Source organism: Rothia nasimurium (genome assembly GCF_928391935.1).
Lineage (GTDB): Bacteria > Actinomycetota > Actinomycetes > Actinomycetales > Micrococcaceae > Rothia > Rothia nasimurium_D.
The window spans coordinates 197,090-222,240 of the sequence record NZ_CAKMTD010000003.1 but is presented as its reverse complement, the minus strand read 5'-3'; the positions used below and the strand labels follow the sequence as shown (position 1 = coordinate 222,240).

Sequence of the window (25,151 nt, the reverse complement as noted above, 5' to 3'; positions counted from 1 at the left end):
CAAAAAAGACCCAAAATGGGAGCTGGACCATATCATCAGTACCCTGAATTCGATAAGATTTCTGAGACCCAATTTTTCGCTCGTTCCCGTCACTCACACCAAGGAAGAACTGCCCGTGGCTCTACCCCTCGATCCCGCCCACCGGGACGCCCTCACCCGCCGCTCCTTCGTCACCATAGGCGCCCTGGGAACCATGGCCCTTGCTGCTTGTTCAGCCAACAACACGGCCTCAGAAACCCAAGCAACAGAAACCACAGCATCCGCTTCTGCCAGCCCTAGCCCCACCCCCACCTTTGGCGGCACCATCAACGTTGTTCCTGCCCTCGATCAGGTTGAGATCAACCCCCTTGAAACCGTCACCGTTTCAACCGAGGACTCCAAGCTCACCAAGGTTACCGTCACCACCGAAAAGGGCGAAGAGCTCCCCGGCGAACTGGCAGCGGACGGCAAGAGCTGGGCCTCCACCGACCGCATGGTCTTCAACCGCACTTACACCGTCGCCTGGGAAGCTGACGACGCCGAGGGCATCAGCGGTAAGGGCAAGAGCACCTTCGCAACCGTCTCAGCCCCTTACGAAGCCGACGCCCGCATCAACATCGTCGACGGGGAAACCGTTGGTATCGGCCGCATCATCCAGCTCAACTTCTCCGAGCCCGTCATCAACAAGGCCGAGGTTGAAGAACGCATCAAAATCACCGGCGGCGGCGACCACCCCGGCAAGTTCCGCTGGTACAACGACCAGATGGTGCGGTACCGTCCTGAAAAGAAGTGGGACACCAACTCCACCATCACCATCGAACTCGACATCTTCGGCCTAGATATCGGCAACGGCATGATCGGCAACCACGAGCTCAAGCGCACCTTCCACACCTGGAACAAGCGCTACGCCCTGGCCGATAACAACACCAAGACCATCAAAATGTGGGTTGACGACAAGCTCATCCACGAAGCCCCCATTACCCTGGGTAACACCGACTGGCCCTCCGTTGTGGGTGAACTCGTCATTATCGAAAAGGCAGAAAGCTACTTCTTCAACCCCGGCTCCCTGGATCTAGCAGAAGGCGACCCCCACTACTATGAGCCCTTCTGGGCCTCCTGGACCTCCCGCCTGACCTCCAGCGGTGTCTTCGTCCACCAGGCCCTCCCCAGCGCCTGGCCCAGCGTAGGCTACGCCAACCTCTCCCACGGCTGCATCGGTATGCTGCCGGAGGACGTCAAGATTTTCTACAACAACTTTGGCGTGGGCGACGTCGTAGAGACCATCAACACCGGTTACCCCCAGGCGGACCCCGACGACGGCTACGGCGACTGGAACATCCCCTTCGAGAATTACAGCGACGCAAGCTGGAAGGGCAACTGGTAAAACCCAGCCCGGGTCCCATAACCCCTGAGAAGCTCCCGCACCACCGGACGGTGGGGCGGGAGTTTTCTATGCTCCGGGGAATGAACCGCGTAAGATACAAGGGCAAGAGAAACCAGACACAAGGACTTTCTACCCGTGGCCCAGAACCCGACCAACCCCGCAGATGCCCCCAACGGCAAGGAATGGGAGAAGCTCAGCCCAGCCATTAACCCTGCAGCAGATTCCTTGCTTTCTGCCCGACGCGCTGAGAAGGGCCTCGCTACCCCGGCTCCACTGGGCAGTCAGGAGGCGGCCCCCTGGACGTCCCCCGTCCCCCTGGTTGACGGGCCAGTTCCGTCTGATCCGGTAGATGAGGGTACCTACGTCCCTGGAACCCTCAGCAGCCCCCAGGACGATCAGGCCCCCGCCAGAGCGGCCTCCCTGACCGGTTCTGCCGGGACGGATTCAGCTGCCACCGACCCGGCAGCTACCCGGGCTGGTGCCCGAGAAGAAGCGGTAGCCGATCGCCCCAGGCTCCTGGGGCTACGCCGCACCCTGCTTGCCCTGAGCGTCCCCGTAGTCATCATCATGGTTGCCTTGCGGGCAATCGCCAGTAACGCCTTCCTGTGGCTGGAGTACCACCGCCCCGGCTTCCCCTCCGACAGCTACGGGTTTGATACCCAAGAAAGGCTCCGCCTGGGCTCCTACGGCTTGGACTACGTGCTGAACCTGGCCCCCCACACCTTCCTGTCTGAGATCACCACCGGCGGTAAGGCCGCCTTCCTCACCTCTGAGGTAGAGCACATGACCGACGTCAAACGCGTCATGCTGTGGGCTACCGTCTTTGCCCTGGTCATGCTGGTAGCCGCCCTGTTCGCTGGCCGTACCCTGCGCCTTCGCGCCCCCGGTGTGATCCGCTCCAGCCTTTTCGCAGGCGCCTGGGCAACCCTCATCCTCATCACCGGCCTTGCTGTGGCTGGCGTCCTGGGCTGGGAAGCCTTCTTCACCCGGTTCCACGAAGTATTCTTCCCCCAGGGCAACTGGCAGTTCGCCCTGGATGACACCCTGATCCGTCTCTACCCGCCCCAGTTCTGGGTGGACGCTGCCATCGCCGCCGGTTCCATCATCATCCTGATGACTATCCTCCTCCTTGCCGCAACCTGGCCCACCCGCTACCGTCGGGCCCTCGCCGCCAAACGTCAGGCAGAACGTCAGGAGCTACAGGCAAAACTGAGCGCCTCAAAACTTAACTAGCCCGAGAGACAAAAGGCATCAGGCCCCGGAACCAAACGGTTCCGGGGCCTGACCTGTATTACACGGCTGACTCGTTAGATCCAGGCATCAAACCAGATACGAGCCCGCCAGGCATCGTAGGGGATCACTTCGGCGGTCCAGATGGGCCAATAGTAGACACTCAGTAGCAAGGCAAAGACCGTAAAGGCCCCAACCACCACAAGACCAGCCCGGCGGCGGCGGACGCTATCGCCAGGACGTCCAAGCGCAAGACCCAAAACCCCGGCAAGCATCAGCACCAGGTAGGGTTCGAAGGAAAGCGCGTAGAAGAAGAACATGGTGCGTTCAGGGTAGGCAAACCAGGGGAAGTAGCCCACCGCAAAGACCGCAAAGAGGGCGCCGAAACGCCAGTCGCGTCGCAGGACCAGGAGTGCCAGGGACACCACCGCAACGATAATAAAAGACCACCAGATCAGCGGGTTGCCGATATTCAAAATCGCCTGGGAACACTTCTCAACCTCACACCCGTTAACTCCCAGGGTATGGGACTCGTAGAAGTAGCTGGTGGGACGGCCCAAAATCAGCCACTGCCAGGCCGGGGACTCATAGGTGTGGTCGGAATCCAGACCAGAATGGAAGGCATAGGCAGAGCGGTGGTACTCCCACAGTGAGCGTAGGGACTCCGGCAGCCAGAGAACCCCCTCGCCGGGGTGTTCTGCGGCCCAGTTGCGGTCGTAGGCGGAGTCAGACAGGAACCAGCCGGTCCAGGTGGCCAGGTAGGTGAGTAGGCCGGTGCCAATCAGGGCGAAGAAGGCGAAAATACCATCGCGCAGGAAGCCAGCCACATACCAGCGCTTAATGCCGGCGATCCGGCGGGCGTTCGCGTCCCAAAAAACCGTCATGAGGCCAAAGAGGGCAATGAAGAAGAGGGCGTTCCATTTGACGCCAACCGCAAGGCCAGCACACACACCGGCAATAATCCGCCAGTAGCGCACGCCCAGCCAGGGGCCGTACAGCATGAAGTCGTCTGACGGCAGCCCCCGCCTCGATCGGGCATGGTCGGCTATCAAAGTCGCCAAACGGCGACGGGCCTGGTACCGGTCTAGCAGGAGAGCCACGAAGGTAGCCAGCAGCCAGAACATCAGGAAAATATCGAGGAGGGCAAGGCGGGACTGAACATAGTGCAAGCCATCAATGCTGAGGAACAGACCAGCCAGGGACGCCACCGTCACCGACCGGAAAATCAGCCAGCCAGCCAGCATCACCAGCGCCACCGACAGGGTGCCGGTGAGGGCCGCCGCAGCCCGCCAGCCAAAGGGGTTATCGTCCCCAAACACAGCCATGCCCAAGGCAATCATCCACTTGCCCACAGGCGGGTGAACCACGTAAGCCGGGGAATCTTCGATACCTGCTGGGGCACCTGCAACAAAGCTTTCGTTGGCGGTATCCGACCAGCTGCGCTCGTACCCAAAGTGGAGGAGGGAGTAGCCGTCCTTGGCATAGTAGGTTTCATCGAACACAATTGCATTCGGGTAGGCCAGGTTCACAAAGCGCATTACCCCGGCCAGAACCAGCACCAGGAGGGGGGCTACCCAGCCCAGGCGGGGCAGAGGCATCGTGGTCACTGCGAGGCGGGCCTTGAGGGCAGCTTCAGAGAAGGCTGCGGTGAGGCTCAGGACGGGGCCGGGCTCACCCCGGTCGGGAACGGCGGCTAGGCTGGTATTAGATTTCACCTAAGTTATGCTAGTAGATTGCCGCGCCCCATTGTGGGGAACACTAAGAAGAGTAGGGTTAAAACTTATGGAATCCTCCCCACAAAACCCCGATACAGATCAGCCCCTGGACGCCGGGGGCGGGACGCTTGGTGACGGCGGTGCCCTGATCCTGGGCGGTACCCCCATCGGCAATCTCTCCGACGCCTCCCCGCGCCTGCGGCAGGCACTTGCGTCAGCCGACGTCCTGGCCGTGGAAGACTCCCGTACCCTGCGCAAACTGGCTGCCGGGCTGGGCGTAACCTACACCGGCCGGGTGCTGGTCAACCACGACCACAACGAGGCTGACCGGGCTGGCCAGATCGTTGAGGCGGTGGCAGCTGGGCAGACCGTGCTGCTCATGTCGGACGCCGGTATGCCTGCTGTCTCCGACCCCGGCTATGTGGCAGCCGCTGCCGTGGCTGAGGCTGGCCTGACCGTCACCGCCCTGCCGGGGCCCTCAGCCGTCGTCACCGCGATTGCCGTCTCCGGCCTGCCCTCGGGCCGCTTCACCTTTGAGGGCTTTCTTGCGCGGAAGGGCTCTGATCGTTCTCGACGCCTGGCTGCGCTCGCTCGTGAAGAGCGCACCATGGTCTTCTACGAGTCCCCCCACCGGCTGGCTGCGACCCTGCATGACTTTGTGGAGGTTTTTGGGGCTGGACGCCGGGCTGCTGTCTGCCGGGAGCTGACCAAGCTACACGAAGAGGTTGCCCGCGGCAGCCTAGAGGAGCTGGTCACCTGGGCCGAATCCAAGCAGATTAAGGGCGAAATCGCCATCGTGGTGGAGGGCGCCCCCGAACCCGAGGCGGAAGAGGCAGAGAACCTGACCGACCTCGTCCTGGAACTCGTGGACGGCGGCGTCCGCCTGAAAGCCGCCTGCGCCCAGGTCGCCGAAGCCCACGGGGTGTCGAAGCGTGACCTCTACCAGGCAACCCTGGCCGTCAAAGATTCAGAAAGCTAAACCTATGTGTACCGACCACACCCTAACCGACGCCGAGCTGCGCGAACTTGCCGAGCGATTTGCCTCCTACCTGCCCAGTGAGGCCGAGCAGACCGCCACCATTTTTGAGGCCCCTGAGCCGATTCTTGAGGGCGAGGTGCCCCCTGCCTACCAGGCTGAGCGCTATAACACTGCCGGGGAGCCCAGCGGGGAGGGTACCCGCCGCCGCGGCGAGAAGGGGGAGGACGGCCGCCGCCGCAACCTGGTCTTCCCACCCGCTCCTGCGCCCCTGCCCTATGCCATCGTCGATAATCACACCCACATGGACCTGCTCGACGGTGAGGTTGCCGTCACCGCCCGCGACGCCCTGGATACCGGTGAGGCCCTGGGTATCGGGGCGATTGTGCAGGTGGGCTGTGACGTTCCCAGTTCCCTCTACGCTGTGCGTTCAGCCCAGGCTGACCCCCGCGTCCTAGCTGCCGTGGCCCTGCACCCCAACGAGGCCCCCAAACTGGCTGAAGCAGGCCAGCTCAACGCCGCCCTGGCCGCTATTGACGCCCTGGCAGCTGACCCGCGCGTCCGTGCCCTGGGGGAGACCGGCCTGGACTACTTCCGCACCGGAGAGGACGGAAAGGACGCCCAGGAGGAATCCTTCCGCGCCCATATCCGCATGGCCAAGAAGCACGGGAAGGCCGTGCAGATTCACGATCGGGATGCCCACGAGGACGTCGTCCGCATTCTGCTCGATGAGGGCGCACCCGAGACCGTGATTTTCCACTGCTACTCCGGCGGGCCCGACCTGGCTGAGATCTGCAACGAGCAGGGCTGGTACATGAGCTTTGCTGGCACCGTGACCTTTAAGAACTCACACGGCATTCAGGAGTCCCTGAGGCTAGCCCGCCGGGAATTGATTCTGGCTGAGACCGACGCGCCCTTTTTGACCCCCCACCCCTTCCGGGGGCGTCCGAACGCCAGCTACATGACCAACTACACGGTCCGGTTTATGGCTGACCACCTGGGGGCTGACCTGGAAGAGCTCTGCCGGGATATTCGCGCTAACTCCCTGGCAGCTTATGGGAGCTGGGGGATTGAGGGCTTCTAGCCCCTAGAGCCAGGTAGGCGACCGCCCAGGCTACCGGCAGGGCATGGAGGAGGGCCAGGTGCTCGGGCCACTCGTTGCCGCCCCAGTTGTGCCCGCCAAACCAGACTGCAAAGGGCATGGCAAAGATGAGCACACCGGTGGCGGCCAGGTAGAGGTAGCCGGTGTGGGCGCTGCGCCAGCCGTAGAGGGCCGCAAAGATAAGGAAGGTGACAAACCAGACCCAGTGATGGGTCCAGGAGATGGGGGAGAGCAACAGCCCCAGCACCGCCACGCAGGAGGCCGCCCCCAGGTAGGCGCCGGGGACGTCCTTCCCGGCTAGCCTGCGCACGGCCAGGTAGGTGAGCACCACCGACCCCAGGGCGGTGACGGCAAAGAGGACGCCGGTGAGCCAGGCGGGGAAGAGCATAGCCCAGGTGCCGAGCAGGTTATAGTTCAGCGCCCCGGTAATCGAGCCCACGCGGGAGGACTCAAAGATTTTCTCGGTGAAATATTCGCGGGCCACCTCGAAGTCCACGGCAAAGCTCAGCAGGATAGACGCGAGGCCGGTACCCACGAACCGGGCCAGGGACTTCCAGTCGCGGGTGGCGATAAAGAGCAGCCCGAAGATAGCCGGGGTGAGCTTAATGCAGGCCGTGAGGGCAATCAGTACCCCGTGCCAGCGGGTGTTCTTGAGGTAGATGACGTCGGTGAGAATCAGCAGTACCAAAAAGAGGTTAATCTGCCCCAGTTCCATGTTGAAGCTGATAGGGAAGAACTTGAGTAGCAGGGGAGTCAGCCAGAGCCCGGCTGCCAGGGCCGGACGCTTACCCACCCCCATACCCCGGCAGGAGAGGTAGACCAGGGTTACCAGGGCCGCAATATTAAGGAGCAGAAATAGGGGGCCAGCAGTATCTGCACTGGTGAGCAACACAAAAGGTGTGAAGACCAGGGCTGCAAAGGGTGGGTAGGTAAAGCCGTAGATTTCTTCGGGTGGTAGGGCCCAGTTGTAGAGCTGGCCGGTGTCGAGCCAGTGGGCCACCCCGCCGTAGTAGACCTGTAAGTCGAAGAACTCCCGAGCCACCATTTTCTCATCCCAGAGGAAGGGGTAGGCGCTGATGAGGGTCAGCGCCAGGGCCGTGGCCAGGGCCGGGGTGCTGCTGAGGGCCCGGGCAAGGGCAGACAGGGACGGACGCTGGTGGGCGGTAGGAGCTTCAGGCATGGGGTTCCCGGGGTTGGGTGGCTGGTACGACCAGTAATTCTACCGGGGGTGTTCTGGGAGTGAGGAAACCTCTGCCTATATTCAGACCCGGTAGACTAGAGAGCGTGACTGAACAGCTTTCTCCTGCGCCCGACGCCCTATTGGGCCCCCAAGAAATCCGTGACCTGGCAGCCCAGCTCGGTATCCGCCCCACGAAGACCCTGGGGCAGAACTTCGTGATTGACCCCAACACGATTCGTCGTATCATCGCCGCTGCCAATATCAGCCCGGACGAGACGGTGGTGGAGGTCGGCCCCGGCCTGGGCTCCCTGACCCTGGGTATTTTGGACGCGGCCCGCGACATGGTTGCTGTTGAGATCGATCCGCCCCTGGCCGAGCAGTTGCCCGCCACGATTGCCCGATTCCGCCCCGGCTCAGAAGACCGTATCGACGTGGTACTTTCGGACGCCATGAAGGTCACCGAGCTGCCGCGTACCCCGTCCGCTCTGGTAGCCAACCTGCCCTACAACGTAGCGGTGCCGGTGCTCCTACACATGTTCGCGACCTTCCCCTCCATTGAGCACGCCCTGGTCATGGTTCAGGACGAGGTTGCCGACCGCCTCTCAGCCAAGCCCGGTTCAAAGATCTATGGGGTGCCCTCGGTCAAGGCCAACTGGTTTGCTGAAGTCTCTAAGGCCGGGGTGATTGGTACCAACGTTTTCTGGCCTGCCCCCAAGATTAAGTCGGGTCTGGTGGCCTTTAAACGCCGCCCCGAGCTACTGTCAGACCTGCCCCGGGAGGAGGTCTTTGCGATTATTGACGCTGCCTTTGCCCAGCGCCGCAAGACCCTGCGGGCTGCCCTCGCTGGATGGGCCGGCTCTGCTACCCGCGCCGGTGAGATTCTTGAGGCTGCCGGTATTGACCCGCAGCTGCGCGGGGAGAAGCTCGACATTTTTGACTTCATCAAGATTGCCGAAGCCGCCCGGCAAGTACCTGCCCAGACCCCGGCTGAGGGGGAGTAGCCCGTGGTGTCGGTATCAGCGACTGCAGCCGGTAAAACCAACCTCTACTTTGCCGTGGGCCCGGTGCGCCCCGATGGCTACCACGAGGTAGCCTCCCTCTACGCCGCCGTTGATCTAGAGGAGAAAGTAACGGTAACCGCAGGTCGGGTGCCCGGTATCAGCCAGTCCCTGAGCGTGGTGCCCGCCTCCCCGGTCGCCGCCCAGGTTGAGGCGGGGGCCTTTGACCCTGCCGTCGTGCCCCTGGATGAGAGCAACCTGGCCTACCGGGGCGCCGCCGCCGTGCTCACCGCCCAGGGGTTGGACGTCCACCAGGTCAGCCTGCACCTGCACATTGATAAGGCCGTCCCCGTGGCCGGAGGGATGGGCGGTGGGTCTGCTGACGCCGCCGCTGCCATGAAGGCCACCAACACCTACCTGGCCCAGGTTGGCCTGGTGGAGGCTGAGCTGCCCCTGCCCCGCCTGCTAGAGCTGGCAGCCCCCCTGGGGGCGGACGTCCCCTTCGCCCTGCTCGGCGGCCTGGCCGTGGGTACCGGGGTAGGGGAGAAACTCGAACCGGTAGAGGTCCCTGCAGGGGTTGAGCCCCTGCGCTACAGCTTTCTAGCCTCCGAGGCCGGGGGGCTCTCCACCCCGGCCGTCTACGGGGAACTGGATGCCGGGCGGGCCACCGGCACCTACCCGGCCCCTGACCAGGTGCTGGCCGTGCCCCAGGCCTTGATCCAAGCCCTGACCAGCCCGGCCCCCCTGGCCGAGCGCCTGCCCGTCATCACCGCCAACCTGCGCAATGACCTGGCCGCCCCGGCTATCACCCTGCAACCGGAACTCGCTACCACCCTGGCCACAGCCCAGGCCACCCAGGGTATTGCGGCAGCCTTCGTCTCCGGGTCAGGGCCAACAGTCGTGGCTATTTATTAGTTAATCTTTTCCTGGCCACTTTTGTCATATATGCCCGGAGCGACGCGCCCGTAGCCGACTGGCTGGGTCTGGCATGAATCGAGCGAGCCCCCCCGGGGCGAGCTCGAGAAGGTTAGTCGGCAAGGGCGCGTCCGTAGGGCTGGGCAACGAACCTAGCACCAGTTAATCAAGGATTTCAGATAACTCCATCCAACGGAGCTCTAACTCGTCGATCTCGTCCTGGAGGGCCTGGGATTCTGCCGAGAGGGCGGCGAGGCCCTCGTAGTCGGCCGGGTCGTGGGCGGCCATTTTGTCGTCCAGTTTGGCTTTCTGGTCGGCGAGTTTACCCAGCTTGCGGTCAATCTGGTTGATTTCCTTCTGGGCGGCCCTGACCTCTGCCCCGCTGGCCTTGGGCTGGGAGGAGGACACGGCGTCCTGCTTGCCCAGGGGGGAAGAATCGCGGGCGGTGGAGGACGGGCTGGCGGCAGCTGCCGCCGAGAGGGCCAGGTACTGGTCGACCCCGCCGGGTAGGTGCTGGAAGCGGCCGTTGATGAGGGCGTACTGCTGGTCGGTGACGCGCTCCATGAGGTAGCGGTCGTGGGAGACAACCAGGAGGGTGCCGGGCCAGGTGTCGAGCAGGTCCTCCATAGCGGCGAGCATGTCGGTGTCCAGGTCGTTGGAGGGCTCATCGAGAATCAGGACGTTAGGCTCATCCAGCAGGATCAGGAGCAGCTGCAGGCGGCGTTTCTGGCCGCCGGAGAGGTCCTTGACCGGGGTGGAAAGCTGGGCTGAGGTGAAGCCCAGACGCTCCAGTAGCTGGCCCGGGGTCATTTCCTTACCGCCAGCCACATAGGAGGTGCGCTTACGGCCAATGACGTCAGAGACGCGGTCGTTCTCCACCTCTTTCAGCTCGTCGAGCTGCTGGGTGAGGGTGGCAACCTTGACGGTTTTTCCGTGCTTGACCCGGCCGCTGGTGGGAGCCACAGCCCCGGTGACCAGCCCCAGCAGGGTGGATTTACCGGCCCCGTTGACGCCCAGAATACCGGTGCGCTCGCCGGGGGCGATCCGCCAGGTCACCTTCTTGAGGACGTCCTTGGTGCCGCCGGGGTTCTGGGCATCGGGGTAGCTGACGGAGACGTCCTCGATATCGACGACGTCCTTGCCCAGGCGGGATACTGCCATTTGGGCAAGTTCTACCGTGTTGCGGACGGGCGGGACGTCGGCGATGAGGGCGTTGGCGGCGTCGATACGGAACTTGGGCTTGGAGGTGCGGGCCGGGGCGCCTCGGCGCAGCCAGGCCAGTTCCTTCCGCATGAGGTTTTGGCGTTTGGCTTCGGCGGCGGCTGCCTGCCGGTCGCGTTCGACTCGTTGCAGGATGTAGGCGGCGTAGCCTCCTTCAAAGGGTTCGACGATTCCGTCGTGGACCTCCCAGGTGCCGGTGCAGATTTCGTCGAGGAACCAGCGGTCGTGGGTGACGGTGAGTAGGCCACCGGCGTTCTTGGACCAGCGGTTTTTCAGGTGGGCAGCGAGCCAGGTGATGGCTTCAACGTCGAGGTGGTTGGTGGGTTCGTCCAGCATGAGGACGTCCCAGTCGCCTGCAAGCAGGGCGGCGAGGGCGACGCGACGGCGCTGGCCGCCGGAGAGGGCCGAGACAGGGGCCTGCCAGTTGAGGTCAGCAACCAGCCCGGCGATGACGTCGCGGATTTTGGGGTCTGAGGCCCACTCGTATTCGGGGGTGTCCCCCACGATGGCCTGGCCGACGGTGAGGGAGTCATCGAGGACGTCCGCCTGGTCGAGGAAGCCAATGCGGGTGCCCGACCGGACGGTCACCTGGCCAGAATCGGGGGTCAGACGGCCCCCCAGCAGGGAGAGCAGGGTGGATTTGCCGTCGCCGTTTCGGCCGACAATGCCGATCCGGTCGCCCTCGTTCAAGCCGACGGTAATACCCTCAAAAATAGTGCGGGTAGGGAACTCGATGTGCAGCTCTTCGCCGCCTAGTAAATGTGCCACCCCTCTAGGCTACCGGGCAGTTTCGGTGCTGTCAGCTCGGCTGGATCAGGCAGAGTAGGACGCCGGGGAGCCGGTGGGCGGGTCACGTCCACCTCTCAGGGGACAAGACCGGGTAGAATAGCTAGGCGGTGCCTTGATACAGGGCACCCAGGCACACTTACTCACAGACAGTTTTTTCTTGACACGAAGGGCGAGGTCACGGTGGTACAACTCGGTTTTGGTTCCTTCTTTGAGCGTATTCTCGGCAAGGGCCGACACGACCAGGACATTGCACCGAAGAAGCAGGTGCTTTTTGTGGGCACCAGCAATACGACCTCTAGCGCGGCTGCCCAGTACCTGGCCCAGGAGCTTTCCCAGCCCTCGTCCGGCTGGTCCTTTGCCAGTGCCGGTATTAAGGCCCAGGCCGGGGCAGGTATTAACCCGGACGTAGCCCAGGCCCTCTTCCGCCTGGAAATTGAGACCTCTGCCCACCAGGCCAGCCAGGTGGAGCGGGCCCGCGTCGTCGAATCAGCCCTGATTCTGACCATGACTGAGCAGGAGCGGGCCTGGCTGCACCGGGAGTTCCCCCGCTACCGGGATAAGATTCACCTGCTGGGGCAGATGGCCCGCCTTCAGCACCGGGCAGGTAAGCGGGTTGACCCCGTTGCTTTTATGAAGCAGCTAGAGGACGCCCCCGTGCCCGACGATTCCCTCAAGCCCCTCACCGGCAAGGGCCTGGGGCCAGCTGAAGACCTGGTGCGGGACCTGGAGGACGCCCTGGCAACCGTCGTCCCCTGGCTCGGCCGCTAGGCCTGGCGCCTTCTACCCCTCTAACCGCTATCTTGGCCTAGAGCCCGGGTGGCGGTTATTTCGTTCTGGGCAGATTCCTTGGTAGTATTCTTTTGTCCTTAGGTCAGCGTGCCCTCATCCGTGAGGGGCTAACCGGGACTAATCCGCCATGGTGTAATTGGCAACACAGCGGCCTTTGGAGCCGTTATTCTAGGTTCGAGTCCTAGTGGCGGAGCTATACCCCAACTCGATTTTTTACACGTCCCCGGGGTGACACTCGCGCAAGGAGCCTCTCTGTGACCGCAGCTTCAGGTCTTTCAGCAGTTATCGTTCTCGCCGCAGGCGCTGGCACCCGCATGAAATCCTCCACCCCCAAGGTCATGCACCCCATCGGCGGCCGCTCCATGGTAGAACACGCTGTAGCCGTTGCCCGCGAGCTGGATCCCAAGAACCTGGCTGTTGTGGTGCGCCACCAGCGTGATAAGGTCGCCGCCCACGTCACGGCCTTCGACCCCCAGGTCACCATCGTTGACCAGGACGAAATCCCCGGCACCGGCCGCGCCGTTGAGGTTGGCCTGCTGGGTCTGGACGCTGAAGCCGGCCAGGTAGAAGGCACCGTAGTCGTCACCTACGGCGACGTCCCCCTGCTTAAGACCGAAACCCTGCAGAAGCTCGTCGCCTTCCACGAAGAGGGCAAGAACGCCGTCACCGTCCTAACCACCCACCTGGATGAACCGGGTGCCTACGGCCGTATCGTCCGTAACGAAGCCGGTGAAGTCACCGCCATCGTCGAAGCCAAGGACGCCACCGAAGAACAGCTGGCCATTACTGAAATTAACTCAGGTATCTACGCCTTTGACGCCACCGTCCTGCGGAACTCCCTGACCCGCGTCACCACCGACAACGCCCAGGGTGAAAAGTACATCACCGATGTTTTGGCTATCGCCCGTGAAGACGGCTACCGCACCAGTGCCCTCGACATCGACGACCGCTGGGAAGTTGAAGGCGCCAATGACCGCGTCCAGCTGGCCCAGCTGGGCCGCAAGCTCAATGACCGGATCACCCACGCCCACATGGTTAACGGCGTTACCATCGTCGATCCCGAATCCACCTGGATTGACGTCACCGTCACCATCGAGAACGACGTTACCATCCTGCCCGGCACCATCCTGCGCGGCACCACCCACATTGCCACCGGCTCAAGCATCGGCCCCGATACCACCCTCACCAACGTCAAGGTAGGGGAGGACGTCACCATCTCCCGCACCGAAGGCTCCGACTCCGTCATTGAAGCAGGCGCCACCGTCGGCCCCTTCGCCTACCTGCGCCCCGGCACCAAGCTGGGCCCCAAGGGCAAGATCGGCACCTTCGTCGAAACCAAGAACGCCGAAATCGGTGCCGGTTCTAAGCTTCCCCACCTCTCCTACGCCGGCGACGTCACCATCGGCGAAAACTCCAACATCGGGGCTGCCTCCATCTTCGTGAACTACGACGGCGTCAACAAGCACCGCTCCACCGTAGGAAACAACGTCCGCATGGGCTCCGACAACATGTACGTCGCCCCCGTGACCATCGGCGACGGCGCCTACTCCGGGGCCGGAACCGTCATCCGCAAGGACGTCCCCGCAGGCGCCCTCGCGATCAACGAAGCTCCCCAACGCAACATCGAGCGCTGGGTTATTGAAAAGCGAGCCGGAACCGACGCCGCAGAAGCTGCCCAGGCAGCCCTCGACGCCGAATAAACCAGCCTCGCGAGTTTTAGGAAAGCGAACAGCGAAATATGACTGAGATTACGAATCCGGGCGAGAAGAAGATGGCGCTGGTCTCAGGCCGCGCCCACCCCGAACTTGCTGAACAAATTGCAGCAGAACTGGGGAACGAAGTTCTTCCCTCCTCCGCCTACACCTTCGCCAACGGGGAAACCTACGTTCGATTTGAAGAATCAGTGCGAGGGAAGGACGCTTTCGTCATCCAGTCCCACCCGGCACCTATCAACGATGCCGTCATGGAACAGCTGATCATGATTGACTCCCTCAAGCGAGCATCAGCCCGATCCATCACCGTCGTCTCCCCCTTCTACCCCTACGCCCGTCAGGACAAGAAGCACAAGGGCCGCGAACCCATCTCCGCCCGCCTGATCTCAGACCTCTACAAGACCGCAGGCGCTGATCGTCTCATGAGTGTAGACCTGCACACCGCCCAGATCCAGGGCTTCTTCGACGGCCCCGTCGACCACCTCATGGCCATCCCCCTCCTGGCCGAATACGTTGCCAGCAAGGTCGATACCTCCAACGTCACCGTCGTCTCCCCCGACACCGGCCGCGTCCGCGTCGCAGAGCAGTGGGCTGAACTGCTCGACGGCGCCCCCCTGGCCTTCGTCCACAAGACCCGCGACGTCAACGTCCCCAACCAGGCCGTCTCCAAGACCGTCGTGGGCGACATCAAGGGCCGCACCTGCGTGCTGATCGACGACATGATCGACACCGGTGGCACTATCGCCGGCGCTGTGCGCGTTCTCAAGGAACACGGCGCCAAGGACGTCATTATCGCCGCCACCCACGCCGTCTTCTCAGACCCGGCCGCCGAGCGTCTGTCCTCCTGCGGGGCCAGTGAGGTTGTTGTCACCAACACCCTGCCCCTGCGCCCCGAGCAGACCTTCGAGAACCTGACCGTCCTGTCGATCGCCCCCCTGCTGGCCCGCGCCATCAAGGAAGTCTTCGACGAAGGCTCCGTCACCAGCCTCTTCGACGGCCGATCCAACTAGGCTTTGCCCCTTAGCCAGTAAAGGCTGAATCTAGCTCTCCCGCCACAGGCCCGTGTGGCGGGAGAGCTTGTTTAATTCCTGGAGTTCGGCGATAATAGAGAGGTTGTCTTTCGGCAACATTTATGTAAGCCAAGGTGGTGGATGGAGCGGGATTTTCCGAGCGAGCGAGGAATCAAAAATCTCGCGGAATCGGCGAAGCCGCCAAACACTTACCAAGGCAACAATTAATAAGCCAAGGCAGTGGAATATTGGGAGCCCCTCCCTGTAGGTCCGAACCTGACGGTGGCTGGTTAGAAAGAGATTTCTGGCGCCAGTTCACTTCTTTTTCTTGGCGTATCTGTTTCTAACGATTGAAAGGATGGACCTCATGTCAGAGACCATCAAGATTTCCGCAACTGTCCGCAGCGACTTCGGTAAGGGTTACGCCCGTCGTATCCGCATGGCAGGCGACATCCCCGCCGTCATCTACGGCCACGGCGAAGAGCCCAAGCACGTTGTTCTGCCCGGTCACGCAACCACCCTGGCAGCCCGCGTCCCCAACGCTATCCTGGACCTGGACATCGAAGGTACCTCCCACCTGGCCATGATCAAGGACATCCAGCGTCACCCCATCCGCCCCGAACTGCAGCACATCGACCTGCTGACCGTCAAGCGCGGCGAGCGTGTTGAGATCGAGGTTCCCGTACACGTTGAGGGTGAGCCCGCCGCCGGTGCTGTTGCTAACCAGGAAGAAACCACCCTGCTGGTTGAGGCTGACGCCCTGCAGGCTCCCGAAGCTCTCGTAGTTAACATTGCAGGCCGCGAAGCTGGCGCCCACGTCCACGCTTCTGACGTTGAACTGCCCGCCGGTGTAACCCTGGTTGCTGACGCTGAACTTCTCGTCGTCAACATCTCAGAGCCCGAGGAACTGGACGTTCCCGAGGCTGGCGAAGAAGCTGAAGCTGCCGCTGAAGAAGCCTAAAGAATCTAGTTTTCTAGTTCTAGCTAATTCTTGAGAGTAGGCCCGTACCGGTGAGCCGGTGCGGGCCTATTCTGTCTAAACTGGTAACCGTGTTTGAACGAATTTTCCGCCGCAGAAAGGGCGAATCCATGTCTGACGCTTGGCTGATTGTTGGCCTGGGCAACCCAGGCCCTGAATACGCAGCTACCCGCCACAATATTGGGCAGATGGTGCTCGATGAACTGGCCGGTACCGTTGGTGGTAGTTTCAAGAAGCACGGTAAGGCCCGTGCCGTGGTCTGCGAGGGACGCCTGGGCATGGGGGGCCCGAAGGTTATCCTGGCCAAGCCCCTCACCTATATGAATGTCTCAGGTGGGCCGGTGGCTGCCCTGGCTAACTTCTACGGTCTAGACCCTGACCAGGTGATTGTTGTCCACGACGAACTGGATATTCCCTTTGACACCGTCAAACTGAAAATTGGTGGGGGAGAGGGTGGCCATAACGGCCTGCGCGATATCAGCAAGGCCCTGGGCACCAAGGACTACTACCGGGTCCGTACCGGCATTGGCCGCCCGCCCGGGCAGATGCAGACCGCCGACTTCGTGCTCAAGCCCTTTACCACCGCTGAGAAAAAGGACCTCCCCTTCCTGATCTCCACCGCAGCTGACGCCACCGAAATGCTCATCAAGGACGGCCTGCTGGCCGCCCAGCAGCGCTACCACGGGGCGTCCTAACCGCTGCCAACCTGGCAGGGGGCAAGGGTAACTTAACTACCCAAAGTCCCTGCGAGGGAATAGGCTAGAAAAACATGCCGTTATAGTGGCTAGACCCCTCCTGAAAGGCAAAACCGTGGCCAGCACCTACCGCACCGAAGCCGGTGCCGAACTCACCAACGAACTCGTCGCCAAGATCCGCCAGGATTTTCCCATCCTCGACCGCGAGGTCAACGGACACCGCCTAGCCTACCTGGATTCCGGTGCCACCAGCCAAAATCCCCTGCAGGTGCTTGACGCAGAACGCAACTACTACCTGGGCGCCAACTCAGCCGTCCACCGTGGGGCCCATACTCTTGCCGTCGACGCCACTGACGCCTTCGAGGAGGCCCGCCGCACCGTCGCCACCTTCATTGGGGCCGCAGAGAACGAACTGGTGTGGACCTCCAACGCCACCGAAGCCCTCAACCTGCTCACCTACTCCTTCGCCAATGCGTCTGCAGGGATCGGCGGGGAGGCCGCCGCCCGCTTCGCCCTGGGCGAGGGCGACGAAATCGTCACCACCGAGCAGGAACACCACGCCAACATCATCCCCTGGCAGATCCTGGCAGCCCGCACTGGGGCTACCCTGCGCTACATCCCGGTCACCGACCAGGGCCTTATCGACTACGAGGCCGCCGAAAAAATCGTCACCGACCGCACCCGCGTCCTGGCCTTTACCCACGTCTCCAACGTAGCCGGGTCTATCACCGACGTGAACTTCATGGTTTCCCTGGCCAAGAAGGTCGGGGCCCTGACCGTCCTGGATGCCTGCCAGTCCGTGCCCCACATGCCCGTCGACGTCAAAGCTCTCGACGTGGACTTTGCCTCCATGAGCGGCCACAAGATGCTGGCCCCCACGGGGATTGGGGCCCTCTACGGGCGGGCTGAACTCCTTGAAGCCATGCCCCCCTTCCTTACCGGTGGCTCCATGATCACCAAGGTCACTATGACCGAGGCCGACTGGATGCCCGCCCCCATCAAATTCGAGGCAGGCACCCAGCGGGTCTCCCAGGCCGTCGCCTGGGCTGAGGCCGTGCGCTACCTGCAGCACCTGGGCATGGACCGCGTCCACGCCTGGGAAGCCAAGCTGGGCCAGCTGCTGGCTGAGGGCGTTAGCTCTCTCCCCGGCGTCCGCCTCATCGGGCCCGCCGCAGGCACCCCCCGGGCCGGGCTGACCTCCGTCCACCTGGACGGGGTCCACCCCCACGACGTCGGCCAGCTCCTCGACGAAAAGGGAATCGCCGTGCGCGTCGGCCACCACTGCGCCCAGCCCCTCCACCGGGCCCTCGGCGTCACCGCCTCCACCCGCGCCAGCGCCTACATCTACAACACCACCGACGAGATCGAACGCTTTATCGAAGAACTCGCCAAGGTACGCCCCTACTTCGGCTACACCGACTAAACGACGAAAGAAGAGAACACCATGAGCGGACTCGAACAGCTCTACCAGCAGATTATTCTCGAACACTCCAAGCAGCGCTCCGGCGAGGGCCTCATCGACCCAGCCGACGGCGCCCGGGCGGCCACCAACCACCAGTTCAACCCCACCTGCGGTGACGAAATCAACCTGCGCGTTGCCCTCAAGGCCGACGCAGACGTCATCGACTCGATCTCCTGGGAGGGCGACGGCTGCTCCATCTCCATGGCAGCTGCCTCCGTCCTCTCCGAAATGGCCCCCGGCATGACCGTTGACGAGTTCCAGAAACTCGTTGACGACTTCCGCGAAATGCTCCGCTCCCGGGGCCAGATTGAGCCCGACGAGGAGGTGATGGGCGACGCCGCCGCCTTCGCCGGAGTCTCCAAGTTCGTAGCCCGCGTCAAGTGCGCCATGCTGGGCTGGGTTGCCGCAGAGGAAGCCACCAAGGAAGCTACCCGCTAAACATCTCACCCCACCACCTGGGGCCCTACCCTTGACGGACCGTGAAGGGTGAGGGCCCTGTCTGTTGCTCCCAGAAGGGAGGGGAGCGAACATCACGTTCTGGCCTCCCTGCCCACTGCCCACCCATCGCATAAGGTTAAAAGCTGAATCTCACCCGTCACTCGCACTCAACGGGTGCCTATGCACTACTTTCTAGGGGAAAACACCATGAATATTGGCTACGCGGCCGGGGCTTTCGACCTTTTTCACGTCGGCCACCTCAACATTCTGCGCGAAGCAAAGAAGAACTGCGACTACCTGATCGCCGGCGTCGTCTCTGACGAAATGCTCGAACTCACCAAGGGCCGTAAGCCCATCGTGCCCCTGGCCGAGCGCATGGAGATCGTCTCCCACATTGACTTTGTGGATGAGGTTCGCGCTGAAACCGTGGTCGATAAGCTCGAAACCTGGGAACAGGTCAAGTTCAACACCTTCTTCAAGGGCGACGACTGGAAGGGCACCCCCCGCGGCCTCGACCTCGAAAAGCGTTTTGCCGAGGTCGGGGTTCAGGTCGTCTACTTCCCCTACACCGCCCACACCTCCTCCACCAAGCTGCGGGCTGCCCTCGAAGCCCTCAACACCCCGGCCAGCTAAAAGCTAGCGCCCTAGGCGGGACTACCCCGTCCAGCCCCTTTCTTAAACACGAAGGCGTCCCCTCCCACACGGGAGGGGACGCCTTCTACGCAATCACGGGGAAGGGGAGATAACCCTTAGTAGTTGTTCTGAATGTACTCTTCAGCACCGGCACCCAGGGCTGAGAAGACCCGGCCAATCTGGGGTTCAGCAGCTGCGGCAATCTTCTTACCGATCAGGGGAATAGAGCACTTGACCTCACCATCGACCTTGACCTCGGTGGTGTCACCGGCGGCAGTCAGGGTCTGGACGGCCTTGCCGGTCACGGGGATACCCTTGACGGAGACCTCAGAGGTGATGGTGCGGGAGCCATCAGCGGCGGGCGCAGAGACCTGATCAACCTGGTTGAGGGTGATACCACCGGATACACCGGGGACCTTCTTGGCGATATCGGGGATACGGTCAGCCGGGACGCTACGCACTGAGGTGGCGGTGTAGGCACCAGCAGGATCACCGGTGACCTGGAAGGACTCGAGGGCCACCCGGATCTTGTCGCTGGCGAAGCGGGCGAAGTTTTCGTCGGCGAAGGCGCGGGCGACGTTCTCAACGCTGGCCTTGATGGTGGTGGTGCTCTGAACAGCCATGGGTGTTCTCACTTTCAGTGGGGTTGAAGTTTCTTTTCATTCTACGGTTTACTCCCTCGCGGGCGGGCCTGTGACGCCCCGGCTCTTCTGAGGGCTAAACCGGGGTGGGATTTATCGTAGGCCCCGCAGGATCTGCCCCAGACGGCGCACAGGGCGGGTGCGGTCCTGCCCGGCTGGCTGGGCAAGGACGGGGGCCAGGGCAGCAGCCAGGTTGGCTGCGGCAGCATCTGAGGCCGGGACACGTTCGGTTCCCCGGACGGACGTCGGGTCAGCCAGGGCGGCGTCCAGCTTGGTTGCCAGGTCTTCAGCGCTGGTGACGACGATGGCCTCCCCGTGCTCCTGCATGACCCGGGAGAACTCAACCTGGTGGTCGTCCACTACCTCGCCCAGGGAGGCGACGCGGGGCACAGCCAGGGGGATCAGGCCGACTTCGCGGGCGTCCAGAATGGAGCCGGGACCACCCTGCACCAGCACTACCTCAGCGGCGCGGTAAATCTCCAAGAGTTCAGCACGGGGCATACGGTTGACACCCTCAGCATGCTGCGGGGCGGTGGTGAAACCGTGCTGGACCAGGGCCTTCACCTCCGGCCGGGTAGCCAGGTACTGGTCCACCCAGCCGATGAGGCGGTCAAAGGGGTGGTGGTCGGTGCCCAAAGAAACAACGAGGTCGTACTTTTCTGCTGTCATGGTGTGTCCGTCCTAGAGGATATGGCCGATATTGACGGCCTCGGGGAAGGCCTTCTTCTGCTCGTCCCACTGCACGATGAAGAGGTCGCTCAGGGGGTAGCACATACGGCCGCTCATGGTGGGCATGGTGACCCGGTCGTAGGGCTCAATAAAGACCGTCTTGATTTTGAGGAGTTTAGCGATGATGAAGAAAGGCACGGCCACGGCGGCCCCGGAGGACACGACGACGTCCGGCTTCTCAGTTCGCAGGACCCTCCAGGCAACACCCACATTCTTAATGGCATTAGGAATGTTGCGGGTGGTGGGGAAGTGGACCCAGTGGGTGCGTTCCCCGGCCAGGGCCGCCTTGACTTCGGGCAGTTCGAAGGTAGCCCAGGCGCGGTCGTGGTCCTTCCAGAAGGATTCGAGGGCGGTGAGCTGGGCCAGGTGGCCGCCTGCGCTCGCGGTGAGAACGAGTTTCATGGTCTCTTGCTCCTTGGGGTGTGGTGGCTTCCGGGTGGGTGAAGCCGTCCCGTTGGTGCCCGGCGGGCCGGGCTGGGTCTTTACTTCTTGGTCGCGTTAGCCTTGGCCTTGGGGGCGGGCTTGTCCTTCTGGACGGTGGAGGTTGCGGGGCCTTCGAAGAAGACGGGAATGACCTTGGTTGAGGAGCTGGGGGTGAGTTCAGCGAAGACTCGCTTGGTGCTCTTGACGGTGCTCTTGGCGGTGAAGGGCAGCAGCAGGTACTTGGTGTTGTCTGCTGCGACCTGGGTCTTAGCCAGGGACGCGGAGGCGGGGGTATCAAAGATTACCGGGGCGTTGGCCTTGGTGTAGTCCTTGATGGCTGCGACAGGCATGGAGTTGAAGCTTGCCGGGTCTAGGACGGTCAGCTTGGAGTTGACCAGGGCGCCTTGGAGCAGGGTGGTGAGGGAGGCTGCTGCCCGGGGGGTGGGGGAGTAGACGGTGAGGCCTCGGATACCGGCGGCAGTGAGGTTGCCGTCGGCGGCGCCGATGCGGCGGATGAGCTGGTCTGCTGATTCTTCTTCGTTGCCGCGGGCGATGACGGCTACTTCGGCGTTGGAGATTTCAGAGAGGCGGGCTGCGTAGCCGAGATTGTGGGTGGTGCGGTCGACGACGTAGGCGGCAAAGATACCGATGAGGAGGCCAGCTGCTGCCCCGATGAAGAGGGTCTGGAAGATGCTGAAGGACGTGGCAGACTTCGGTGCTGAGGCTTCGGTGATGACGGTTCCGACATCGGTGTTGCTGGAGAAGAGGTTGAGGATTGCTTCGTTGACCAGGGCCTGTTCCATGCCTGCTGAGGCGGTGGAGATGTTGGAGCGGGTTTCTTCGCGGGCTGCGAGGATGGTCTGCTTGCGGTGGTCGAGGTAGGCGGTGGCGATTGCGTTGGCGGCCTCGGCGGAACGTTCAGCGTTGGTGGTGGTGACGGTGACGTCCAGGATGGTGGAGTTGGAGTGACCGGCTACCTTGGTGCTTGCCTTGAGGTCAGCGTAGTCGACGCCGAGGCTGTCGGCTGCTGCCTGAATGACGACGCGGGATCCGGCGATGGCTTCTTCGGTGTCCATGTCGATGACGTTGGTTGCAGCGCGGAGGTTGGCGCCGGAGGCGGGCATGGCGACGTTGACGACGGCCTTGGCCTCGTAGGAGTTGGGTGAGATGAGGCCAAAGACGGCGCCAATGACGGCGAAGATGAGAACAGAGACGAGGACGACGAACTTCTGTCGGAGGACTCGGCGGGCTGCTGTGCCGAGGGTGACCGGGGTGGTCTGTTGGTCGTTGTTGCGTGCGCGGGTTGTGCGCTCCATGGTGTTCCTTCCCTAAGGGGGTTTGGGTGCTAGCGTTTGGCTAGCCGAGTGATTGCGGTAAAGAGGGGGGCGAACCCGGTGGGGGTTCTAAATCTGTAGAGCAGGGCTAGGTAGAGGGGCAGGGCAATGCCGGCGTAGAGGGCTAGGCCTGCTAGGTTTTGGCCGAGGCTGGTGAGGGCGATGAGGCCGGCTGCCGCTGGGGTGGTGGCCGCGATGATGAGGACGGGGGCTAGTTCAGCGGCTGTGGGTTTGATGCCTAGTTTGGCGTAGACCTGGTAGCTGGCGAGGAGGCAGTCGGTGAGGACGGCGGCTGCCCAGGCAGTTGCTGCTCCGGCTAGGCCCCAGAGGGGGATGAGGGTGAGGTTGAGGACTACTGCCACGGCCAGGGCTGAGAGCTTGTTGTAGAGCTGCCAGCGGGCCCGTCCGCTCATCAGCAAGATGCTTTGCACACCTCCTGCGGCCATCTGCACCAGCATGGCGGTGCAGATGATCCAGAAGAGGGGGGCTCCGGCGGTGAAGGCCGGGCCGAAGAAGCTGAGGAGGGTGGGTCCGAAGATGGCCAGGGTGATGAAGAAGGGCCAGCCGATACCGATGAGGAGGCGGGTGGCGCCGACGAAGATGGTGCGGGCCCGGGCGGTGTCGCCGGTGGCAATTGCCGCTGAGATATCGGGGCCGGTGACGATACGGGCAGTGTGCTCCACCATGACGCCCACGCGGACGCAGCGGTTAACCGCCCCGTAGACACCGGAGGCTGCCGGGCCCAAGAAGAGCCCAATCAGGAGCACATCAATCCATTCCAGGACGGCCTCAACCATGGCTGAGACACCCCGGGCCGAGGAGAAGGACCAGAAGGAGCGGGCCGTCTCGGGGGCCGCTACAGCCGGGGCGGGAGCAGGGTCTAGGTGCTTGGCCGGGTAGCTGGGCACATCGACGGGTTCGGGCAGGTACTTACGCACCCACAGGAGAGCCACCAGAAAGACCAGTACCAGCGGCAGGGACCATGCCAGGGCCAGGTAGAGCACCGCCCCTGAATAGGCAACAGCCACCAGCACAGCCACAATACGGGCAGTGGGGAGCAGGGCACTTTGCAGGAAGGTGAACTCCACCGTATGCCCCAGACCCCGCAGGGCCCCGAAGGCTAAAGTCATCCAGGTCGATACCAGCAGGAAGGGGGCTGCAACGTACAGGGTGGTTCGCACCTCGGCGCTCAGACCGCTGGCCGTCCCAGCAACGATAAGAACCGCCGCAATCAGCAGAACCGACAAGACGGACGCTGGCACAACAGCAAAACGCAGCAGCCGGGGCAGCACAGAGTTACGACCAACAGCCTTCTGGGCGCTCATCGTCCGCACCAGACCGGTATCAGCCCCAAAGACACTCAGGGAAGTACCAATAGCGAACAAGGCCATAATCTGGAAAAAGGTACCAGCGCCCCTTTCCCCCACCCCGTTAGACACAATCAAGGTAGCGGCAAAGGCAGCAGCGGCCCCATACATCACATACAGGGACGAAAAAGCTCCACTCTTGAGCAGGGAACGGGCCACTAGAGGCCCTCCCCGTACATGCGCGAACGCATCATCAAGGCTACACAGAGCATCAGGACGGTCAACTGGATCACGTCAAAGGAATAGAAAATCAGCATCGACATGGCCGCAACAATGATGGAATGGACCCACATACCCGTCACGGACGCTACATTCCAGGTGTTAACAAGCACCGAAATCACGTAAATCAGGAAGAGGGCCAGGCCCACAAAACCGAAACAGAACATCAGCGCCCAAACCTGCCCCTGGGTACCCAGGGAAACACCGATACTGTCGGCCATCTTGGAGGTACCGTAACCAACCAGGGGCGAATCCAGGGTGTACTTGAAAGTCAACTCGTAGAGGGAGGCACGGCCACCGGTGGAGTCCGAGTACTCCTGACGGCCCAAAATCGCCGCCACAGCACCCGAGGAAATCATGTAGGTCACAGCAACGGTAAAGGTGCCCAGACCAATGAAGAGGGCCTTCCAATTGCCCTTGAGCAGAAGACGGAACAGCACATAGGCAAAGGAAGCACCCAGACCGATAAACATGCCACGGTTGGAGGTCGCAATGGCAGGGTAGAGGGAAACAACAACTGCCAGACTCAGCGCAATCTGAATCTTCTTGGAGTGGACACCGGTGATAACGGAGAACACCACGGGCGTCAGCAGAGAGTAGGCCAGACCCCAGGAGTTAGCGTAGGGGAAGGGCGCAGAGGGGCGGACGTAGGGCTCTTCAACACCCCACGGGGCCTGAACCTCAGCCATGGGGGGAAGGACATAGTCCTTGACCAGTTCGTTGCCGGTGAGGGAACCCGGCAGAATAAAGGCCATCGGGGTTGGTAGCCTAAAATCTGGAATCGCCAGGGCAACATAGCCCAGGATTACGACGGTAAACCAGATGGTGAGCAGGCCGCCGAGCATGATGTGGTTGGGGACGCGCTCGCGGGCGTTGAAGAAGTAGAGGGTGTAGATACCGACGTTGAAGATGTTCATGTAGCGCTGGAACCAGCCCATGAATTCGCCGAAGTTTGAGATGGATACCAGGCAGATGATGCCCCAGAACATGAGGGCGAACCAGACCCACATGGTGGAGTGGACTAGCACGCGGCGGCGCATGACCATGAGAACGATCATGGCGAAGGCCAGGAGGGTGGGGGCGAACTGCATGAGGCCGAGGGCCCAGACGACCGGGAAGCCGTAGAGCAGGATGAGGATTGGCCAGGCAGGGAGGGGGGCTCCGACGGTGGGGGCCACAGCAACGCTGAATCGGTTGCCCTTCTGGGTGGGGGTCAGTGTTTCTGCCATGG

The 25,151-nt window shown here is 62.5% G+C and carries 23 protein-coding genes and 1 tRNA gene; 15 read left to right on the top strand and 9 right to left on the bottom strand.

All coding sequences use genetic code 11. The features are described 5' to 3' along the window. Positions 1 to 115: 115 nt before the first annotated feature. Positions 116 to 1,363 (top strand): L,D-transpeptidase, encoded by a 1,248-nt coding sequence (locus tag L7A15_RS05515; RefSeq protein ID WP_237212356.1) that lies wholly within the window; start codon positions 116 to 118, stop codon positions 1,361 to 1,363. Positions 1,364 to 1,498: 135 nt separating this feature from the next. Then, a complete protein-coding gene (locus tag L7A15_RS05510; protein ID WP_237208186.1) occupies positions 1,499 to 2,596 on the top strand; it encodes a TIGR01906 family membrane protein in 1,098 nt (365 codons plus the stop codon). 74 nt (positions 2,597 to 2,670) lie between these two features. On the opposite strand, the gene L7A15_RS05505 is transcribed toward L7A15_RS05510, so the two are convergent. Further along, the gene (locus L7A15_RS05505) at positions 2,671 to 4,308 is read right to left on the bottom strand and encodes a dolichyl-phosphate-mannose--protein mannosyltransferase (RefSeq protein WP_237208187.1); all 1,638 of its coding nucleotides are present in this window, start codon (positions 4,306 to 4,308) and stop codon (positions 2,671 to 2,673) included. A 67-nt stretch (positions 4,309 to 4,375) separates the two neighbouring features. On the opposite strand from L7A15_RS05505, the gene rsmI reads away from it, so the two are divergent. Both rsmI and L7A15_RS05495 read left to right on the top strand, forming a co-directional pair. Next, positions 4,376 to 5,287 carry a 16S rRNA (cytidine(1402)-2'-O)-methyltransferase gene (rsmI, locus tag L7A15_RS05500; RefSeq protein WP_237189096.1) on the top strand — a complete coding sequence of 304 codons (912 nt, stop codon included), beginning with the start codon at positions 4,376 to 4,378 and terminating at the stop codon, positions 5,285 to 5,287. Between the two features lie 4 nt (positions 5,288 to 5,291). After that, complete coding sequence (locus L7A15_RS05495) at positions 5,292 to 6,368, top strand: TatD family hydrolase (RefSeq protein ID WP_237208188.1); 1,077 nt, start codon at positions 5,292 to 5,294, stop codon at positions 6,366 to 6,368. Here the strand turns inward: L7A15_RS05495 and L7A15_RS05490 are convergent. Beyond that, a complete protein-coding gene (locus L7A15_RS05490; protein WP_237208189.1) occupies positions 6,322 to 7,566 on the bottom strand; it encodes a glycosyltransferase 87 family protein in 1,245 nt (414 codons plus the stop codon). The two genes, L7A15_RS05495 and L7A15_RS05490, sit on opposite strands and share 47 nt — an antisense overlap. Positions 7,567 to 7,670: 104 nt before the next feature. On the opposite strand from L7A15_RS05490, the gene rsmA reads away from it, so the two are divergent. Together rsmA and L7A15_RS05480 are read left to right on the top strand one after the other, a co-directional pair. Continuing rightward, on the top strand, positions 7,671 to 8,567 hold the full coding sequence (gene rsmA, locus L7A15_RS05485; protein ID WP_237208190.1) for a 16S rRNA (adenine(1518)-N(6)/adenine(1519)-N(6))-dimethyltransferase RsmA: 897 nt from the start codon (positions 7,671 to 7,673) through the stop codon (positions 8,565 to 8,567). A 3-nt stretch (positions 8,568 to 8,570) separates the two neighbouring features. Then, positions 8,571 to 9,479, top strand: a complete 909-nt coding sequence (locus L7A15_RS05480) for a 4-diphosphocytidyl-2C-methyl-D-erythritol kinase (RefSeq protein ID WP_237208191.1) — start codon at positions 8,571 to 8,573, stop codon at positions 9,477 to 9,479. Positions 9,480 to 9,641: 162 nt separating this feature from the next. On the opposite strand, the gene L7A15_RS05475 is transcribed toward L7A15_RS05480, so the two are convergent. Next, on the bottom strand, positions 9,642 to 11,468 hold the full coding sequence (locus L7A15_RS05475) for an ABC-F family ATP-binding cassette domain-containing protein (RefSeq protein WP_237212355.1): 1,827 nt from the start codon (positions 11,466 to 11,468) through the stop codon (positions 9,642 to 9,644). A gap of 201 nt (positions 11,469 to 11,669) precedes the next feature. Here L7A15_RS05475 and L7A15_RS05470 point away from each other — a divergent pair, with 201 nt between their 5' ends. The 9 genes from L7A15_RS05470 (at position 11,670) to L7A15_RS05430 (ending at position 19,207) form a co-directional block, all read left to right on the top strand. Beyond that, positions 11,670 to 12,257 (top strand): hypothetical protein, encoded by a 588-nt coding sequence (locus L7A15_RS05470; protein WP_237189102.1) that lies wholly within the window; start codon positions 11,670 to 11,672, stop codon positions 12,255 to 12,257. Positions 12,258 to 12,399: 142 nt separating this feature from the next. Next, positions 12,400 to 12,471 (top strand) — tRNA-Gln (locus L7A15_RS05465). A 61-nt stretch (positions 12,472 to 12,532) separates the two neighbouring features. Continuing rightward, positions 12,533 to 13,978, top strand: coding sequence for a bifunctional UDP-N-acetylglucosamine diphosphorylase/glucosamine-1-phosphate N-acetyltransferase GlmU (gene glmU, locus L7A15_RS05460; RefSeq protein WP_272878623.1), 1,446 nt, complete (start codon positions 12,533 to 12,535; stop codon positions 13,976 to 13,978). A 38-nt stretch (positions 13,979 to 14,016) separates the two neighbouring features. Beyond that, a complete protein-coding gene (locus tag L7A15_RS05455) occupies positions 14,017 to 15,000 on the top strand; it encodes a ribose-phosphate diphosphokinase (RefSeq protein ID WP_237208193.1) in 984 nt (327 codons plus the stop codon). Between the two features lie 367 nt (positions 15,001 to 15,367). Beyond that, positions 15,368 to 15,961 carry a 50S ribosomal protein L25/general stress protein Ctc gene (locus tag L7A15_RS05450; protein ID WP_237189104.1) on the top strand — a complete coding sequence of 198 codons (594 nt, stop codon included), beginning with the start codon at positions 15,368 to 15,370 and terminating at the stop codon, positions 15,959 to 15,961. A 128-nt stretch (positions 15,962 to 16,089) separates the two neighbouring features. Next, entirely contained in the window at positions 16,090 to 16,674 is a 585-nt protein-coding gene (gene pth / locus L7A15_RS05445) for an aminoacyl-tRNA hydrolase (protein WP_237208305.1), read from the top strand. Positions 16,675 to 16,789: 115 nt separating this feature from the next. Continuing rightward, positions 16,790 to 18,097, top strand: a complete 1,308-nt coding sequence (locus tag L7A15_RS05440) for a SufS family cysteine desulfurase (RefSeq protein ID WP_237189105.1) — start codon at positions 16,790 to 16,792, stop codon at positions 18,095 to 18,097. Between the two features lie 21 nt (positions 18,098 to 18,118). After that, positions 18,119 to 18,574 (top strand): Fe-S cluster assembly sulfur transfer protein SufU, encoded by a 456-nt coding sequence (gene sufU / locus L7A15_RS05435; protein WP_237212354.1) that lies wholly within the window; start codon positions 18,119 to 18,121, stop codon positions 18,572 to 18,574. A gap of 207 nt (positions 18,575 to 18,781) precedes the next feature. Beyond that, entirely contained in the window at positions 18,782 to 19,207 is a 426-nt protein-coding gene (locus tag L7A15_RS05430) for an adenylyltransferase/cytidyltransferase family protein (RefSeq protein ID WP_237208194.1), read from the top strand. A gap of 116 nt (positions 19,208 to 19,323) precedes the next feature. Here the strand turns inward: L7A15_RS05430 and L7A15_RS05425 are convergent, their stop codons facing one another. The 6 genes from L7A15_RS05425 to L7A15_RS05400 all read right to left on the bottom strand — a co-directional run bounded on the left by L7A15_RS05425 (position 19,324) and on the right by L7A15_RS05400 (position 25,149). Further along, entirely contained in the window at positions 19,324 to 19,830 is a 507-nt protein-coding gene (locus L7A15_RS05425) for a DUF2505 domain-containing protein (protein WP_237212353.1), read from the bottom strand. Positions 19,831 to 19,941: 111 nt separating this feature from the next. Then, positions 19,942 to 20,517 (bottom strand): glycosyltransferase, encoded by a 576-nt coding sequence (locus tag L7A15_RS05420; RefSeq protein WP_237212352.1) that lies wholly within the window; start codon positions 20,515 to 20,517, stop codon positions 19,942 to 19,944. A gap of 12 nt (positions 20,518 to 20,529) precedes the next feature. Then, complete coding sequence (pssD, locus tag L7A15_RS05415) at positions 20,530 to 20,979, bottom strand: PssD/Cps14F family polysaccharide biosynthesis glycosyltransferase (RefSeq protein WP_237189110.1); 450 nt, start codon at positions 20,977 to 20,979, stop codon at positions 20,530 to 20,532. A gap of 80 nt (positions 20,980 to 21,059) precedes the next feature. Further along, entirely contained in the window at positions 21,060 to 22,316 is a 1,257-nt protein-coding gene (locus tag L7A15_RS05410; RefSeq protein ID WP_237212351.1) for a Wzz/FepE/Etk N-terminal domain-containing protein, read from the bottom strand. Positions 22,317 to 22,345: 29 nt separating this feature from the next. Beyond that, entirely contained in the window at positions 22,346 to 23,860 is a 1,515-nt protein-coding gene (locus L7A15_RS05405) for a lipopolysaccharide biosynthesis protein (RefSeq protein WP_237212350.1), read from the bottom strand. Next, complete coding sequence (locus L7A15_RS05400) at positions 23,860 to 25,149, bottom strand: O-antigen ligase domain-containing protein (RefSeq protein ID WP_237212349.1); 1,290 nt, start codon at positions 25,147 to 25,149, stop codon at positions 23,860 to 23,862. The genes L7A15_RS05405 and L7A15_RS05400 overlap by 1 nt, the downstream gene beginning before the upstream one ends. Positions 25,150 to 25,151: the final 2 nt, after the last annotated feature.